14 protein-coding genes and 1 pseudogene are annotated in these 16,883 nt (G+C 71.2%); 5 read left to right on the top strand and 10 right to left on the bottom strand.

All coding sequences use genetic code 11. The annotated features are described in order from the left end of the window. Nucleotides 1-119 precede the first annotated feature (119 nt). On the bottom strand, nucleotides 120-893 hold the full coding sequence (locus tag ACFC1F_RS37855) for a polyprenol monophosphomannose synthase (protein WP_376165458.1): 774 nt from the start codon (nucleotides 891-893) through the stop codon (nucleotides 120-122). A 292-nt stretch (nucleotides 894-1,185) separates the two neighbouring features. Between ACFC1F_RS37855 and manA the strand changes: the two genes are divergently transcribed. Then, nucleotides 1,186-2,385, top strand: a complete 1,200-nt coding sequence (manA, locus tag ACFC1F_RS37850; RefSeq protein WP_376165455.1) for a mannose-6-phosphate isomerase, class I — start codon at nucleotides 1,186-1,188, stop codon at nucleotides 2,383-2,385. A gap of 109 nt (nucleotides 2,386-2,494) precedes the next feature. Here manA and ACFC1F_RS37845 read toward each other — a convergent pair whose 3' ends face one another. From ACFC1F_RS37845 to dnaB, 3 genes are all read right to left on the bottom strand, one after another. After that, complete coding sequence (locus tag ACFC1F_RS37845; RefSeq protein WP_376165453.1) at nucleotides 2,495-3,883, bottom strand: acyltransferase family protein; 1,389 nt, start codon at nucleotides 3,881-3,883, stop codon at nucleotides 2,495-2,497. Between the two features lie 138 nt (nucleotides 3,884-4,021). Further along, nucleotides 4,022-5,575: a hypothetical protein gene (locus ACFC1F_RS37840; RefSeq protein ID WP_376165451.1), complete on the bottom strand. Its 1,554-nt coding sequence runs from the start codon at nucleotides 5,573-5,575 to the stop codon at nucleotides 4,022-4,024. A 247-nt stretch (nucleotides 5,576-5,822) separates the two neighbouring features. After that, nucleotides 5,823-7,322, bottom strand: a complete 1,500-nt coding sequence (dnaB, locus tag ACFC1F_RS37835; RefSeq protein ID WP_376165460.1) for a replicative DNA helicase — start codon at nucleotides 7,320-7,322, stop codon at nucleotides 5,823-5,825. Nucleotides 7,323-7,889: 567 nt separating this feature from the next. Here dnaB and ACFC1F_RS37830 point away from each other — a divergent pair. Continuing rightward, nucleotides 7,890-9,218: an MATE family efflux transporter gene (locus tag ACFC1F_RS37830; RefSeq protein ID WP_209415673.1), complete on the top strand. Its 1,329-nt coding sequence runs from the start codon at nucleotides 7,890-7,892 to the stop codon at nucleotides 9,216-9,218. Between the two features lie 86 nt (nucleotides 9,219-9,304). Here the strand turns inward: ACFC1F_RS37830 and rplI are convergent, their stop codons facing one another. From rplI to rpsF, 4 genes are all read right to left on the bottom strand, one after another. Further along, complete coding sequence (gene rplI, locus ACFC1F_RS37825; protein ID WP_209415674.1) at nucleotides 9,305-9,751, bottom strand: 50S ribosomal protein L9; 447 nt, start codon at nucleotides 9,749-9,751, stop codon at nucleotides 9,305-9,307. Nucleotides 9,752-9,768: 17 nt separating this feature from the next. Then, entirely contained in the window at nucleotides 9,769-10,005 is a 237-nt protein-coding gene (gene rpsR, locus ACFC1F_RS37820; RefSeq protein ID WP_030304537.1) for a 30S ribosomal protein S18, read from the bottom strand. Between the two features lie 79 nt (nucleotides 10,006-10,084). Continuing rightward, nucleotides 10,085-10,684 (bottom strand): single-stranded DNA-binding protein, encoded by a 600-nt coding sequence (locus ACFC1F_RS37815; protein WP_148643847.1) that lies wholly within the window; start codon nucleotides 10,682-10,684, stop codon nucleotides 10,085-10,087. A gap of 96 nt (nucleotides 10,685-10,780) precedes the next feature. Next, nucleotides 10,781-11,071 carry a 30S ribosomal protein S6 gene (gene rpsF, locus ACFC1F_RS37810; RefSeq protein WP_148643846.1) on the bottom strand — a complete coding sequence of 97 codons (291 nt, stop codon included), beginning with the start codon at nucleotides 11,069-11,071 and terminating at the stop codon, nucleotides 10,781-10,783. 299 nt (nucleotides 11,072-11,370) lie between these two features. Here rpsF and ACFC1F_RS37805 point away from each other — a divergent pair, with 299 nt between their 5' ends. The 3 genes from ACFC1F_RS37805 (at nucleotide 11,371) to ACFC1F_RS37795 (ending at nucleotide 14,086) form a co-directional block, all read left to right on the top strand. Beyond that, nucleotides 11,371-11,667, top strand: coding sequence for a hypothetical protein (locus tag ACFC1F_RS37805; protein WP_209415675.1), 297 nt, complete (start codon nucleotides 11,371-11,373; stop codon nucleotides 11,665-11,667). A 219-nt stretch (nucleotides 11,668-11,886) separates the two neighbouring features. Continuing rightward, nucleotides 11,887-13,005 (top strand): peptidoglycan bridge formation glycyltransferase FemA/FemB family protein, encoded by a 1,119-nt coding sequence (locus ACFC1F_RS37800; protein WP_209415676.1) that lies wholly within the window; start codon nucleotides 11,887-11,889, stop codon nucleotides 13,003-13,005. A 46-nt stretch (nucleotides 13,006-13,051) separates the two neighbouring features. Further along, nucleotides 13,052-14,086 (top strand): alanine racemase, encoded by a 1,035-nt coding sequence (locus tag ACFC1F_RS37795; protein ID WP_209415677.1) that lies wholly within the window; start codon nucleotides 13,052-13,054, stop codon nucleotides 14,084-14,086. A 15-nt stretch (nucleotides 14,087-14,101) separates the two neighbouring features. On the opposite strand, the pseudogene ACFC1F_RS37790 reads toward ACFC1F_RS37795, so the two are convergent. Further along, nucleotides 14,102-15,032: pseudogene (locus ACFC1F_RS37790) on the bottom strand (IS5 family transposase). A gap of 63 nt (nucleotides 15,033-15,095) precedes the next feature. Further along, entirely contained in the window at nucleotides 15,096-16,706 is a 1,611-nt protein-coding gene (locus ACFC1F_RS37785; RefSeq protein ID WP_376165448.1) for a glycosyltransferase family 87 protein, read from the bottom strand. Nucleotides 16,707-16,883: the final 177 nt, after the last annotated feature.

The raw sequence follows: 16,883 nt of genomic DNA, 5'->3' as shown, positions 1-16,883 counted from the left end.
GGCCCCGCTGACTCCCCCCGGGGGGCCCGCTCCCCTCTTCGACTTCTCCACCGTCCCGGCTCTGCCGCCGGGTCGGCTCTGTTCTTGTTCTTGCTCTTGTTCTCGTTCTTGTGCGACCGTCAGCCCTTGCGGCCGGCACGGCGGCCGGTCAGCTTGGCGATCCGGTCGGTGACGCCCCAGGCCGTGACCCGCCAGAGCGCCTCGATCACGATGTGCCGGCTCATCTTGGACGCGCCCAGCTCGCGCTCGACGAAGGTGATCGGCACCTCGGCCACCTTGAAGCCGGCCTTGACCGTCCGCCAGGCCAGGTCGACCTGGAAGCAGTAGCCGGCCGAGGCGACCTCGTCCATGCCCAGGCCGAGCAGGGTCTCCTTGCGGAACGCCCGGTAGCCGCCGGTGACGTCGCGGATCGGCACGTTCAGCATCAGCCGCGAGTACGTCGACCCGCCGCGCGAGAGCAGCAGCCGCGACTTCGGCCAGTTCACCACCCGGCCGCCCGGCACCCAGCGCGAGCCCAGCACCAGGTCGGCGCCGCGCAGCGCGCCCAGCAGCCGGTCGAGCTCCTCGGGCTGGTGCGAACCGTCCGCGTCCATCTCGACCAGGACGTCGTAGCCGTGCTCGATGCCCCAGGCGAACCCGGCCAGGTAGGCGGCGCCCAGGCCTTCCTTGCCCAGCCGGTGCATGACGTGCACGTTCAGGTCCTCGGCGGCCAGCTTGTCGGCCAGCTCACCGGTGCCGTCGGGGCTGTTGTCGTCGGCGACCAGGACGTGGGCCTCGGGCACCGCGGCACGGACCCGGCCGACGATCCGCTCGACGTTCTCCGCCTCGTTGAACGTCGGAATGATCACCAGCACCCTGCCGAGATCAGCAAAACTCTGCTGGTTCACGGTCACGTACAAACCTCTCGGCCGGTGTCGGGCTCTGGAACGCAGTCCCCTTCGGCATCCCGCCGAGTTGGTCACCACTGTGGGAAACCACTGCGTCCTGGCATCCTACTACCGCGCCCTCGGGCCGCCGGTACGGCTACGGCACTCCCCGCCCGCCCCGGCCGTTTCCCCGGTGGCGGCACCGGTCGGCTAGGGTCGATGCCCGGCCTTTGCCCGGACCGCCCGCACGCGGGTCCGCCTCCGGCGAACCGGCGATCCGGCACACCAGCCACTGCAGCAGAGGAGCAGGACCGCGCGCATGGACAGGCTCGTCAACACTGTCCGCCCGTACGCCTGGGGGTCGGTCACCGCACTCCCGGAGCTGCTCGGGCAGGAACCCACCGGTGAACCGCAGGCCGAGCTCTGGATGGGCGCCCACCCCGGCGCACCCTCACGGGCCGACCGCGGTGACGGCCCCCGTCCCCTGGACGAGCTGATCGCCGCCGACCCCGAGGGCGAGCTGGGCGCCGCCACCGTGGCCCGGTTCGGCCCGGTGCTCCCGTTCCTGTTCAAGGTCCTGACCGCCGGCCTCCCGCTCTCGATCCAGGCCCACCCGAGCCTCGACCAGGCCCGGGCCGGGTACGCCGCGGAGAACGCCCTGGGCATCCCCCTGGACGCCCCGCACCGCAGCTACCGCGACGCCAACCACAAGCCCGAACTCATCTGCGCACTCGGTGACTTCGACGGCCTCTGCGGCTTCCGCACCCCGGCCGGCGCGGCCGCCGTGATGGCCGGGCTCCAGGTGCCGGCGCTCGACCCGCTGATCGCCCTGCTGGGCGCCGAGGACGAGTCCGAGGCGCTGCGCGGCACCCTGGCCGCGATCCTCACCATGGACGGGGCCACCGCCGCCGCGACCGTCCGGGACACCGCGGAGGCGGTCGACAAGGCCGCCGCCGGGGACCCGGACGGCCCGTACGCGCTGTACACCCGGATCACCCGCGACTTCCCCGGCGACCGCGGCCTGATCGCCGCGCTGCTGCTCAACGCCGTCCGGCTCCGGGCCGGCCAGGCGCTCTACCTCGGCGCCGGCGTGCCGCACGCCTATCTGCACGGCTCCTGCGTCGAGCTGCAGGCCAACTCCGACAACGTGCTGCGGGCCGGCCTCACCCCCAAGCACATCGACGTGCCGGAACTGCTCAAGGTCGTCGAGTTCTCCTCCGGCGCCCCGGACCTGCTGCTCCCGACCGCCGTCGACGCCACCCCCGGCGAGGAGCTCTACCCCGTCCCGATCGACGAGTTCCGGCTCTCCCGCTTCACCCTGGACGGGCGCGAGCGCGAGATCGACGGCCGGGGCCCGCAGATCCTGCTCTGCACCGCCGGCACCGCCCGCCTCACCGCCGCCGACGGCACCACCCTGGACCTCGCGAGCGGTGAGTCCGCCTTCCTCCCCGCGACCGGCACCGGCACCAGGCTGACCGGCACCGGCGCGACGCTCTTCCGCGCCACCGTCACCCTCTGACGGCCGCGCCCCGGGGCGGGGCGGTACCCGGGAACGCCGGTGGGCGGCCGGCCGCGTCTCTCACGCGGCCGACCGCCCACCTACGGTCCGGCTCCGGGATCAGCCGGGATCAGCTCGTGCCGGAGCCGACCTCGGCCGGTATCCGGACGGGTTCGGCGGGCACCCGGGCCGCCCCCGGACGGGCGGAGCCCTCCGGCGCGGCCGGCGGCCCGCCGGGGAACCGCCGCTCGACCGCCTTCAGCAGCTTGCGGCCCAGCTTCTGGAAGGGCAGCTCCACCAGCCGGTACATCAGGTAGGCGGCGGTCAGCGCGATGGCCAGGTACTCCAGCACCCACAGCGTCTTCGCACCGGGCGTGGTCGGAGCCGGGTGCGCCAGCAGCGGGGCGATGGTGTGCAGCAGCGGGATGTGGAGCAGGTACAGCGAGAAGCTGACCGCGCCGAGCCAGGTGAGCACCTTCGGGAACCGCCGCTTGCGCAGCGCCATCCCGCCGAGGAAGGTCGCCCAGGCCCCGGTGTAGGACGCCGACCAGGCGATCCAGCCCGAGGTCCAGGTGTTCTGCTCGACGCCGTTGCGGTTGTACATCCAGCCGATCGCCACTCCCGCGACCACCACGAACCCGCAGCACAGCCACGCCTGCAGGCGGTCGATCTGGCCGTGCTCGGCCCGGTACAGCACCGTGCCGGCGAACATCGTGGCGAAGATCAGCAGGGTCTCGAAGACGGGGGCCCGGCTGTTGTTGAGCAGCAGCACGGCTCCGAGCCCGGCCACCAGGACAGCGCCGGTGCGGGTCAGCACCGGGTTGCCGCTGAGCATGCAGGCGTAGCCCATCACCACGATCAGGGCCGCCGCCAGGACGAGGTTGCGGGTCGTGTCCAGGTCGTGGGTGATCGTGGTGGTGGCGAGCGAACCGCCGAACACCAGCCCCACGGCGGCGAAGCCGACGGCGAAGCTGCTGCTGCGCTTGTGCCAGCCGAGGGTGAACAGGCCGGTGACGAGGAAGTAGAAGATCATCTCGTAGGTGAGCGTCCAGGTCACGCCCATGCCGTTGACCACGTTCAGCATGTCCTGGAGCATCGTCGCGTTCGCGACGAGCGAGATGAGGTTGTGGCCGGTGCGGAACAGCGCCACCGAGCCGTCGCCCTCGGGCAGCATCATGAGCGACACCGCGAAGGTGGCGATCAGCGCCGGGTAGATGCGGAACAGGCGCCCCACCCAGAAGGCCCGGACGTCACCCCGGCGTTCCAGCGAGGCCGGGATGATGTAGCCGCTGACCAGGAAGAACAGCATCACACCGTACAGACCCAGGTCGAAGTGCCCCCAGATCGCGCCGCCGAACGGCAGCATTTCGAGGATGCCGAAGTGGTGCAGTGCCACCATCAGGGCGGCCAGACCCCGCAGGGCGTCGAGCCATCCGAGCCGGGATCCGGCTCCTACGGCCGCCGCCCCTCGCGTAGTCCCTCCGGCTCTACCGGGAAGCCGCAGTCGTATTTGAGTCACGGCGAGGACAGTAGTCCATCCACCGGAACCCGTCGTCCCCAGAGCACCGGCTCCGCAGCCGGGTCCGGGCCCCGTGAAGCGCCCGGGGGCGGCCGTTGCGACGGCCGCCCCCGGGGCTACGAGGTCATCCCCCGCGGATCAGTTGTTCTGGTAGACGCCGAACATGTCGACGACGAGGTCGATGTCGCCGCCGCTGGCGTTCCAGAAGTCGACGATGCCGTTGACCCCGGGGTTCGCCTGGACGAGGTTCGGGACGGTGTCCCCGGCCTTCCAGTTGAGCGTGGAGATGTTCGGCTTGACCGGCAGGGTCGCCGTGCCGTTGTTGTACCGGTCGATGCTGTTCGGGTCCGGGAAGACGGCCAGGTGGCCGGCGTCCTTGGTGTTGGTCACCGTGCTGTTGAGCACGAAGCCGGTGAACTGCGGGAGCCCGTCCGACAGCGGCATGTAGATGTAGTTCTGGCCGTTCAGCGGGCCCATGCCCCAGGAGGCCTCGCGGGTGTCCAGCAGACGCAGCGGCTGGACCGGCAGGAAGGCGCTCTTGCTGTCGTCGCTGTAGTAGCCGACGACGTCCACGATCACGTCGGACCCGCCCCCGGCGCCGTTGAGCACCTGGATCCGGCCGTCGGCGCCGATCGGCACGATCACCGAGTTGGCGACGGTCTGACCGGCGCGGAAGTTCACGTTGGAGGCGGTCGGGGCAGCCTGGCCGCCCGGGTAGACGGTCAGGTGACCGTCGGTCTTCGGGTCCGTCACGGTGACGTTGAGCGCCACGGCCTTGGCCCCGGACGGAACGCCGGCGGCGCCGCGCACCTGGACCGGGAACGACGTCCAGCCGGCGACCTGGCCGCGGGCGGTGCCGAGGCCCTCCCGGGTGTCGACCACGCGGGTGGGGGAGACGCCGGTGTAGCCGGCGGCCGGGGCGTGGCTGAAGTAGCCGGCGATGTCGGCGATCAGGTCCACCGAGGCCGCACCGCGGTTGAACAGGGTGACGTAGCCGTCGGCGCCGACCGGGACGATGGCCAGGTTCGGGACGGTCTGGCCCTCGGTGTAGTTGACGTTCGACGTGGTCGGCCGCTCGGTGCCGTCCGGGTACGCGATGATGTGGCCCGCGCCGCCGACCGGGTCGGTGACCGTGATGTTGAGCGCCACGGCGGTGACCCCGGCCGGGACCCCGGCGTTGCCGGCGATCTTCACCTGGACGGCGTGGTCGGGCAGCACCTTGGCGGCGGAACCCACGCCGGTGCCGTCACGGGTGTCCAGCAGACGCGCCGGACCGGCCGGGGTGTAGGCCGAACCCGGGGTCGCGATGGTCACGCCGTTGGACGCGGTGGCGGTGGCGGTGGAGAGCTCCACCTTGACGTCGTACACGCCGAGCTTCGCGTAGGTGTGCGTGCGCTCGACCGTGCTGGTGCCGTTGGTGGACGCCTGGGTCGTGGTGCCGTCGCCCCACGAGATCACGACGTTGACGGCGACGGGGTCGCTGACGATGTCGGCCTTCAGGCTGACGCCGTAGGCGGTGGTGCCCTGCACCAGCACGCTGGTCCCCAGGTTGGGGGTGGCGGCCGGGGCGCCCGCGGTCTCCTGCGCGGCGGGCCCGTTCTGGGCGGACGGCGCGGCCGCGCGCGGCTTCGCGACCGAGGACTCGACGGGGCTGCTGACGGTCTTGAACGCCGAGCTGGAGATCTTGTTCACCGGCGTGGTGCTAGCACCATGGGAACCGGCGGAGGGAGCGGGCGAACCGGCGGCCTGGGCCAGACCCGGAACGAAGGCGACACCGGCCGCAACGGCGGCCGCGATGACGATAAGACGGTGGCGAGGCACCGTACCCCCCAAGGGTTATTGAATGATCATCAAATAACGCTCGCACAGAGTACAGAAGGCCCGGGTACGAAACAAAGACAATTTCCTTGCCCCACAACGGGACCGGGGCAGGAAACGGTCAGTCCCTCGTCATGTCGACAAAGCGGGAATAGTGACCCTGGAAAGCCACGGTGATGGTGGCCGTCGGACCGTTTCGGTGCTTGGCGACGATCAGGTCGGCCTCGCCCGCGCGCGGGGACTCCTTCTCGTACGCGTCCTCGCGGTGGAGCAGGATGACCATGTCGGCGTCCTGCTCGATCGAGCCGGACTCACGCAGGTCGGAGACCATCGGCCGCTTGTCGGTGCGCTGCTCGGGACCACGGTTCAGCTGGGAGAGCGCGATCACCGGGACCTCCAGCTCCTTGGCCAGCAGCTTCAGGTTTCGCGACATGTCGGAGACCTCCTGCTGACGGTTCTCGGCCCGGCGGGAGCCGCCGGACTGCATCAGCTGGAGGTAGTCGATGACGACCAGCTTGATGTCGTTGCGCTGCTTGAGCCGGCGGCACTTGGCGCGGATCTCCATCATCGACAGGTTCGGAGAGTCGTCGATGAAGAGCGGCGCCTCGCTGACGTCCGGCATCCGGCGGGCGACCCGCGTCCAGTCGTCGTCCGTCATGTTCCCGGACCGCATGTGGTGCAGGGCGACCCGGGCCTCGGCGGAGAGCAGACGCATGGCGATCTCGTTGCGCCCCATTTCGAGCGAGAAGATCACGCTCGGCAGCTTGTTGTGGATCGAGCAGGCCCGGGCGAAGTCCAGCGCCAGGGTGGACTTTCCCATGGCCGGACGGGCGGCGATGACGATCATCTGGCCGGGGTGCAGGCCGTTGGTCAGCTGGTCGAAGTCGGCGAAGCCGGTCGGGACGCCGGACATCTGGCCGTTGCGGGAGCCGATCGCCTCGATCTCGTCGAGGGCGCCCTCCATGATGTCGGCGAGCGGCGCGTAGTCCTCGTTGGTGCGCTGCTCGGTGACGGCGTAGATCTCGGCCTGGGCCGCGTTGACGATCTCGTCGACGTCGCCCTCGGCGGCGTAGCCCATGCCGGCGATCCGGGTGCCGGCCTCGACCAGCCGGCGCAGCACCGCGCGCTCGTGGACGATCTCGGCGTAGTACTCGGCGTTGGCCGCGGTCGGGACGGAGTTGACCAGGGTGTGCAGGTACCCCGGGCCGCCGACCCTGGTGAGTTCGCCGCGCTTGGTCAGCTCGCCGGCCACGGTGATCGGGTCGGCCGGCTCGCCGCGGGCGTAGAGGTCGAGGATCGCGCCGTGGATCAGCTCGTGGGCGGGCCGGTAGTAGTCGGCCGGCTTGAGCACCTCGACGACGTCGGCGATGGCGTCCTTGGAGAGCAGCATGCCGCCGAGGACGGACTGCTCGGCGGCGAGGTCCTGCGGGGGGACCCGCTCGAAGCCGTCGACGCCCTCGGGACGCTCGTCGTCGCCCTGGCGCCGCTTGCCGTCGCGCTGGAAGCCCCCGGAGCCCTTGCCACCCTTCTGGAAACCGCCCTGGCCGCCCCCCTGGCCGCCGCCGTTGCCGCGCCCGCGCGAGACCGGCAGCCGGTCGCCGGGGCCGTCCGGGAACGGCACGTCGGCGAAGGCTCCGGCGGGGAAGGGGTCCTCGGCCGTGGGCCAGTCCTCCTCCGGCGGCGGGGCGTCGTGGTCGTCGTACTGGGGGCCGGTCACGCGTGTTCCCCGATCAGCAGTGGTGCGAGTTGGAGCGGGCCTTGCCGGTGGCTGGGTGGAGCGAAGCCGCGCTTCCCATGGTGCGCCACCGCATTTCTACAACCACCGCACCGACGGGTCGGACGCCGGGGCGGGGCGGGAGTGTCGGCCGGAAAGCCCACGCTAAGGCGCCGGGAGCCCTTCGGCCAAGGCGGTTATCCACAGGGGGTGTGGACGAGCGCCCCGAGGCTGTGGAGAAGTGCCGCAAACCTGTGGACACCCCTGTGGAAAGACCTGTGGATAACCAGACCATCGATCCACCGTCAACCAGCTGACCTGCGACTACCCCTTCCAGGGGCTGTGCATGAGAAATTCTTCACACACACCCGGGTGGCCGTGGACACACACCGCACCGCAGCCGTCGCTCAGGATTTCGAGTAACACCTCAAACCGGCTGGTGCTCATTACCTGTGGATGAGTAGCCTTGACCGCATGACCGCCTCCACCACCGACCGCCGCCGGCACGACCGGGAGATCCTCGCCCTCGCCGTCCCGGCCTTCGGCGCCCTGGTCGCCGAGCCGCTGTTCCTGATGGCCGACTCGGCCATCGTGGGCCACCTCGGCACCGCGCAGTTGGCCGGTGTCGGCGTCGCCTCGGCCGCGCTCACCACCGCCACCGGGGTCTTCGTCTTCCTCGCCTACGCCACCACGGCGGCGGTCGCCCGCCGGATCGGCGCCGGGGACCGCCGCGCCGCCGTCCAGCAGGGGATCGACGGCATCTGGCTCGCCCTGGCGCTCTCGGCCGGCGTGGTCGCCCTGACCCTGCTGCTGGCGCCGTGGGTGGCCGACGTCCTGGGCGCCTCGGCCACCGCCGCGCCGTACGCCGTGACGTACCTGCGGATCAGCGCCCTCGGCATCCCGGCGATGCTGATGGTGATGGCCGCCACCGGTGTGCTGCGCGGGCTCCAGGACACCCGGACCCCGCTGCTGGTCGCCGTGGCGGGCTTCACCGCCAACCTCGGCCTGAACGCCGGCCTGGTCTACGGCGCCGGGCTCGGCGTGGCCGGCTCGGCCTGGGGCACGGTGCTGGCGCAGACCGGGATGGCCGGCGCCTACCTGTTCGTGGTGGTGCGCGGGGCCCGCCGGGAGCGCGCCTCGCTGCGGCCGGACGCGGCCGGCATCCGGGCCTGTGCCCGGGCCGGCGGCCCGCTGATGGTCCGCACGCTGAGCCTGCGCGCCATCCTGATGATCGCCACCGCCGTGGCGGCGGGCCTCGGCGACGACGAGATCGCGGCCCACCAGATCGCCATGACGGTGTTCCTCTTCATCGCCTTCGCGCTGGACGCCATCGCGATCGCCGGCCAGGCCATCATCGGCCGTTACCTGGGCGCCGAGGACGTCCCGGGGGCGAAGGCGGCCACCCGGCGGATGATCGAGTGGGGTGTCGGCTCCGGTCTGGTACTCGGCCTGCTGGTCGTGGCCGCCCGGCCGCTCTACGTCCCGCTGTTCACCCCCGACCCGGCGGTCCAGGCACAGCTGAACACCGTCCTGGTGCTGCTCGCGCTCTGCCAGCCGGTCGCCGGCCTGGTCTTCGTGCTGGACGGCGTGCTGATGGGCGCCGGGGACGGCACCTACCTGGCCTGGGCGATGCTCGCCACGCTGGCCGTCTTCGCCCCGGTGGCCTTCGCGGTGCCGGCCAGCGGCACCGGGCTGGCCGGGCTCTGGTGGGCGATGAACCTCTTCATGCTGGTCCGCGGCGGCTTCCTGGCCTGGCGGGCCCGCGGCGGCGAGTGGCTGGTGACCGGCGCCGTGCGGGCCTGAACCGCCACGCGCCGCGGACGGCGGGAACGACCGAGGGCCGGCCTCCCCGACGGGGGAGACCGGCCCTCAGGCCACTGCTACGGAACTCAGGCAGCGACGACGGCGACGTCGAGGTTGGCCTGGACGTCGGCGTGCAGCTTGACCGAGACCTTGTGGGTGCCCACGGTCTTGATCGGCGAGGCGATCGCGACGGCGCGCTTGTCCACGGCCGGGCCGCCGGCGGCCTTGATGGCCTCGACGACGTCGGCCTGGGTGACCGAGCCGAACAGACGGCCGGCCTCGCCGGAACGAACGGCCAGCTTGACCTGGACGCCCTCCAGCTTGCCCTTGACCTCGGTGGCGGCCTCAAGGGTCTGGATCTCGTGGATCTTGCGGGCGCGACGGATGGCGTCGACGTCCTTCTGGCCACCCTTGGTCCAGCGGATGGCGAAGCCACGCGGAACCAGGAAGTTGCGGGCGTAGCCGTCCTTGACCTCGACGACCTCGCCGGCGGAGCCGAGACCCGGCACCTCGTGCGTGAGGATGATCTTCATTACTTGGTCACCCTCTCTTAGCGCGCGGTGCTGGTGTAGGGCAGCAGCGCCATCTCACGGCTGTTCTTCACGGCCGTGGCGACGTCACGCTGGTGCTGGGTGCAGTTGCCGGTGACCCGGCGGGCACGGATCTTGCCGCGGTCGGAGATGAACTTCCGCAGCAGGTTCGTGTCCTTGTAGTCAACGTAGTTGACCTTGTCCTTGCAGAAGACGCAAACCTTCTTCTTCGGCTTGCGAGCAGGCGGCTTCGCCATTGTGTGCTCCATTTGGGGTTCACGGCCCGGCAGGCGTCTCACAACGCCGGCCGCCGGGCCGCACGAAATCTGTCAGCTCTTAGAACGGGGGCTCTTCCGAGAAGCCGCCACCGGACGGGGCGCCCCAGCTGCCGCCACCCTGGTTGCCACCAGAGGGAGCGCTGGACGCCCACGGGTCGTCGGACGGGCCGGACTGGCCGCCGGAGTTTCCACCCCAGCCGCCGCCCTGCTGGCCGCCACCGCCGCCCCAGTTACCGCCCTGGCCGCCGCCCTGCTGGCCGCCGCCGAAGCCGCCGCCACCGGGAGCGCCGGACCGGTTGGCCCGGGTGACCTTCGCGGTCGCCGAGCGCAGGCTCGGGCCCACCTCGTCGACCTCGACCTCGAAGACCGTCCGCTTCTCGCCTTCCTTGGTCTCGTAAGACCGCTGGCGCAGTCGGCCCTGCACGATGACGCGCATGCCGCGCTGCAGCGACTCGGCCACGTTCTCCGCCGGCTGCCGCCAGACGTTGCACGTGAGGAAGAGGCTCTCGCCGTCCTTCCACTCGTTCGTCTGGCGGTCGAAGGTGCGGGGGGTGGACGCGATGCGGAACTTCGCGACCGCCGCACCCGACGGGGTGAAGCGCAGCTCGGGGTCGTCGACGAGATTGCCGACGAGGGTGATGACGGTCTCGCCTGCCATGGTGGTGATGACCTCTCCGGAAGAGTTCCGTTCACCGCTGTTTCACGTGAAACAGCGGACGCGAGCTACCCGAGGCCCGAGGGCCTCAGAGGTGGCTCAGTGGGTGTCCGGGCGCAGGACCTTGGTCCGCAGAACCGACTCGCTCAGGCCCAGCTGGCGGTCGAGCTCCTTGACGACCTCAGGCGTGGCCTTCAGGTCGATGACCGAGTAGATGCCCTCGGACTGCTTGTTGATCTCGTAAGCCAGACGGCGACGGCCCCAGGTGTCGACCTTCTCCACCTTGCCGCCGCCGTTGCGGACGACGGTGAGGAAGTTCTCGATCAGGGGGGCGACAGCGCGCTCCTCAACCGAGGGGTCGAGGATGACCATCAGCTCGTAGTGACGCATGAGTAACCCACCTCCTTTGGACTCAGCGGCCACGGTCTCTCCGTGGCAGGAGGGTTGTGCAGCGTCGGCACCGGAGTAGTGACGACACCGGCCACCGTAACGGCCGGGTCCGACAATCGGGCCCCGCCGACCCGGAAGAGGGCGCAAGGGGGCACAACTACACCAGTGCAGACGGCACAGCCTACCTGCACTCGGACGGACGAACAAAACGCATAGGGGTTGTGATCCCCACCCAACCGCCGCAATCTGGACGGAACGGGTTTCCTGCCCGTTCGTCTCCTTGCCAGGAGGTAGGACTCATGGCTCTGACCATCCACGGGCTCCCGCTCACCCTGAACACCGACGGCCACCGGCACCCCCGGGAGAACACCCTGGTCGGCATCACCGCCGTCCTGGGCGTGGTGGCCTTCACGACCTCGTTCTTCCACGGCCTCCACGCAGTGAGCTCGTGGACCGGGCTCTTCGGCATCGTCACCGGCCTCTGGGGACAGTTCGTCTCCGTCACCACGGCCGAGCGCTTCGTCCTCATGATCACGGTCGTCGCCTCCGCGTGGGGCCTCTACCTGGGTATCGCCCGCGGCGGCTTCCTGGGCTGACCCTCCCGGCGGCCGGTCCGCCGGCCCGTCCCGCCCGACAGAAAACGGCCCCGTCCGCTCCACGAGGAACCCTCGGCGCCCCCGTCGCGTACCTACCTGATGGAGACAGGTACCCGGCGGGGGCGCTGCCGCGCCCGCAGCCGAACGGGCCCCGGAGGATAAAGTCACCCCCGAGAACCTGGGGCCCCCACCGAGCCCGACCGACGAGGAGCACCGAGCATGAGCCTGCGCCTGAGGACGATCACCCGCGAGGAGCACCTCGCCTTCATCAGGAGCCGCGCCTCGGCCAGCCACATGCAGGTGCCGTCCTGGGGCGATGTGAAGGCCGAATGGCGCTCGGAGTCGATCGGCTGGATCGACGACTCCAACCAGATCGTCGGTGCCGGCCTGGTGCTCTACCGGCAGCTGCCGAAGCTCAAGCGCTACCTGGCGTACCTGCCCGAGGGCCCGGTCATCGACTGGTTCGACCGCGACCTGGACCGCTGGCTCACCCCGATGCTGGCGCACCTGAAGTCGCAGGGCGCGTTCTCCGTGAAGATGGGCCCGCCGGTGGTGATCCGCCGCTGGAACGCGCCGACCATCAAGGAGGCCATCGCCGCCAAGCAGGCCAAGCGCCTGCGCGACGTCGAGGCCGACTGGTACGAGCCGCGCGCCTTCGAGGTGGCCGACCGGCTCCGCAAGGCCGGCTGGCTGCAGGGCGACGACGGCGGCGCCGGCTTCGGCGACGTCCAGCCGCGCTACGTCTTCCAGGTGCCGCTGGCCAACCGCTCGCTGGACGACATCCAGAAGGGCTTCAACCAGCTCTGGCGGCGCAACATCAAGAAGGCCGAGAAGAGCGGCGTCGAGGTGGTCCAGGGCGGCTACGACGAGCTGCCGATCTTCCACCAGCTCTACCTGGTGACCGCCGAGCGGGACAGGTTCACCCCGCGCCCGCTGGCGTACTTCCAGCGGATGTGGAAGGCGCTCACCGCCGAGGACCCGAACCGCATGCGGCTCTACATCGCCTACCACGAGGGCGAGCCGCTGGCCGCGACCACGATGCTGGTGGTCGGCGAGCACGTCTGGTACTCCTACGGCGCCTCGGCCAACCACAAGCGCGAGGTCAAGCCGTCCAACGCCATCCAGTGGCGGATGATGCGCGACTCGTACGCGCTCGGCGGCGGCGTGTACGACCTGCGCGGCATCAGCGACACCCTGGACGAGGACGACCACCTGTTCGGCCTGATCCAGTTCAAGGTCGGCACCGGCGGCCAGGCCGCCGAGTACCTCGGCGAGTGGGACTTCCCGCTCAACAAGCTGCTGCACAAGGCACTCGACCTCTACATGTCGCGCCGCTGAGCAGCCCGCGCCCCGCCGTGCCCAACACCCTCTGGGAGATGACCCGATGACGCTGTCGCTCTATCTCGACACCGAACGCTGGCGCACCCACCAGCGCTCCGTCCTGGCCGAGTTCCCCGGCCTGGTGCCGGTGGCGAAGGGCAACGGCTACGGCCTGGGCAACCACCGGCTGGCCGAGGAGGCGACCCTCCTCGGCACCGGTGTGCTGGCCGTCGGCACCGCGTACGAGGCGGCCGACGCGGCCGACTGGTACGGCGGCGAGCTGCTGGTCCTCACCCCGTACCGGGTCGGCGAGGAGGTCCTGCCGCTGCCGCACGCCCGGGTGATCCGGACGGTGGCGAACCTGGACGGGCTGCGCGCGCTGCGCGGCTCCCGGGTGGTGCTGGAGTGCATGACCACCATGCGCCGGCACGGCGTGAGCGCGGCCGACCTCCCGGTGGCGGCCGCCGAACTGGAGGGCGTCTCCTTCGAGGGTCTGGCGCTGCACCTGCCGATGGACCGGCCGGACGGCTCCTCCCCGGTGGACGAGGTCGCCCACTGGGTGGACACCGCCCGGGCGGCCGGGGTGCCGGTGCACACCGTGTTCGTCAGCCACCTCGGCGCGGCGGGCATGGAGGAGCTGGGCCGGCGCTACCCGGACACCGTCTTCCGGGCCCGGATCGGCACCCGGCTCTGGCTCGGCGACCACGGCGCCCTGGAGGTCCGGGCGACGGTCCTGGACGTCACCCCGGTCGCCAAGGGCGACCGCTACGGCTACCGCCAGCACCCGGCGCCGTCCGACGGCCACCTGCTGGTGGTCGCCGGCGGCACCGCGCACGGCATCGGCCTGGAGGCGCCCAAGTACGTGCAGGGCATGTCCTCGCGGGCCAAGGGGATCGCCCGGGCCGGCCTGGCGACGGTCAACAAGACCAAGTCGCCGTTCAACTGGGCCGGCAAGCAGCTCTGGTTCGCCGAGCCGCCGCACATGCAGGTCTCGCTGCTCCTCCTGGACGGCGAGACCAAGCCGCCGGCGGTCGGCGACGAGCTGACCCTCCAGGTCCGGCACACCACCACGCACTTCGACCGCGTGGTGGACCGCTAGGTTCCGTCCGGGCGATCATGTGCGGAGCCAGATGACGAGGGCTGCTGCGGTGACGGTGCCGAGGTAGACGTATCGGCGTTTGTCGTATCGGGTGGCGACGGCTCTGGCGTGCTTGAGTTTGTTGATGGCCCGTTCGACGGTGTTGCGTTTCCTGTACCGCTCCTCGTCGAAGCCCGGCGGTCGCCCGCCGCGTGAGCCTTTGCGCAGGCGGGCGGCCCGGCTGTCGGTCTTCTCCGGGATGGTGTGCCGGATGCCGCGTCTGCGCAGGTAGTCGCGGCACGGCCCGTTGCTGTAGCCCTTGTCGGCGGCCAGGCTGTCGGGCCTCTTGCGAGGCCTGCCCGGACCGGTCCGCGGGACACGGATCTTCTCCAGCACGGGCTCGAACTGCGTGCAGTCCGCCCGCTGCCCCGCAGTGATGATCAGGGATAGCGGGCGGCAGCGGCCGTCCGCGCTCAGGTGGACCTTGGTGGTGAAGCCGCCGCGCGAGCGGCCCAGGCCCTCGCCTCCGCCACCACCTCCGCCAGGCGGGCGACGAGGCTCTGCCAGGCGTCTCGTCCTGGTGTTCTCCCGGCCCAGCCCCCTTTGGCGCGAGGGCTGGTGGCGGATCGGTGCGGGCACCGGCCGCGTGCTGGTGGGCCCGGACGATGGTGGAGTCGACCGAGATGTCCCAGTCGATGTCGCCGGCCTCGTCCGCTTCCGCCTGGACCCGCTGGAGCAGACGCTCCCAGGTCCCGTCTGCCGACCACAGTCGATGGCGCTCGTAGACCGTCTTCCACGGCCCGAACCGCTCGGGCAGATCACGCCAGTGCACACCGGTCCGCACCCGATGCAGAATCCCGTCGATCACCTGCCGATGGTCCCGCCACCGACCACAACGCCTGTTGCTGACCGGCAGGAACGGCCGCAGCCGTTCCCACTCGGCATCCGTAAGATCTCCCCGCCCCATGCCCGGACCAACGAGCAAGGCAGGCGATAGTCACATGATCGCCCGGACGGAACCTAGCCGCCGCTACGGCCTGGTGCTGTCGGCCGGTTCCGGGGCGTGCGGCTCGTCGAGCCACTGCCACTGCTCCGGACCGGCCGGCGCGTACCCGGCGTAGCTGGCCTCCTCGCGCAGCTGCCGGGCGTTGCCGAGCACGAAGACGTCCGGGGCCTGGTCGAGCACCCCGCCGGACGGGTCGTCGCTGCCGTCCCAGCGCACCGGGTCGCGGTCCGGCAGCAGCACGTCGCGGATCACCATGACGACCAGGTAGAGCGTGCCGAGCAGGTGCAGCACGATGGCGAAGTGGTACCAGGAGTCGCCGATCCCGTGCTGCTTGGGCCCGGTGACGAAGCCCAGGTGGGACCAGATGCCCAGGGTGTAGAGCACCTCGCAGGCCTGCCAGATCAGGAAGTCCCGCCAGCGCGGCCGGGCCAGCACCGCGAGCGGGATCAGCCAGAGCACGTACTGCGGCGAGTACACCTTGTTGACCAGGACGAACGCGGCCACCACCAGGAAGGCCAGCTGCGTGACGCGCGGGCGGCGGGGCGCCGAGAGGGCGAGCCACCCTATCCCCAGGCAGCCGAGCACCATCAGCACCCCGATGACGAGGTCGAGGTTGGCCAGCCCCACGCCCCGGGTCTGCATCAGGATCAGCCAGAAGGAGCCGTAGTCCTCCTTGCGGTGCTTGCTGAAGACGTAGAAGGTCGACCAGCCCTGCCAGTTGGCCAGCATGATCGGCAGGTTCACCAGCAGCCAGGCACCGACCGCACCGCCCAGCAGCGCCCGGCACTCGCGCCACTTGCCGGCCCGCCAGCAGAGCATCACCAGCGGGCCGAGCAGCAGCAGCGGGTAGAGCTTGGCGGCGGTGGCCAGGCCGATGAAGACACCGGCCCAGAGCGGCCGCGATCCGGCCCACCAGGCCAGCGCGACGGCGGCCAGCGCGACCGCCAGGAGGTCCCAGTTGACGGTGGAGTTCAGCAGCAGGCCGGGGGCGAGCGCGAACAGCAGGGCGTCCCACGGGCGGCGCCGGTGGGTCCGGGAGACCGCGACCACCGCGACCACCGCGCAGGCCATCAGCAGGCCGGCGTTGATCGCCCAGAACCACTGCTCCTGGCTCTGCTGGGTGCCGCCGCCGGGCGTCAGCCAGGCCGCGACCTGCATGAACAGACCGGTCAGCACCGGGTACTCGAGGAACTGCAGATCGCCGGAGGTGCCCGGGATCCGGTCCACGTACGGGTGCAGCCCGGCCGCGAAGCCGCGCCCGCCGAACAGGTGCGGGATGTCGCTGTAGCAGGCGTGGATGTACTGCGGCGACCCCGGCTGGAACCAGGCGCCGTCGTAGCAGGGCAGCTTCTGCGCCATGCCCAGCACCGAGACCACGATCACCACCAGCGCCAGGAAGCGCGCCGGGATCCACCAGGAGACACCGAGCAGCGCGCGCCGGCCGGGCGGGCCGCCGATCACCTCGCTGCCGGCCGCGGCGACCGGGTCCTCGTCCGCCGGGACGACCACGGTGTTGGCCGGTGGCGGGGCCACCTCGGGGGCGGCGGAGGCCTTGCCGGGCGCTGCCGGAGCCGCCCCGGCGGCCTCGATGGGCCCGATCTGGCCGACGGATTCGTCAGGAGCGCTCGACGTCATGCCGGACATCCTGCCGCACCTCCCCCGGCTGGACGAGGAGGCCCCCTGAGCGGCTTCCGGCCGATCCGGCCAATCGTGACGAAACGGCGGTGGGGGGCCGCCCCGGGGGGGCCCCCCCCCCCGGGACCCCCCCTCGGGGCCGGCCCGCGGCCCCCCCGGGCGGGCGGGGGCGCCGGC

The organism is Kitasatospora sp. NPDC056181, assembly GCF_042266225.1.
GTDB lineage: Bacteria > Actinomycetota > Actinomycetes > Streptomycetales > Streptomycetaceae > Kitasatospora.
This window is presented reverse-complemented; position numbering and strand designations above follow the sequence as displayed.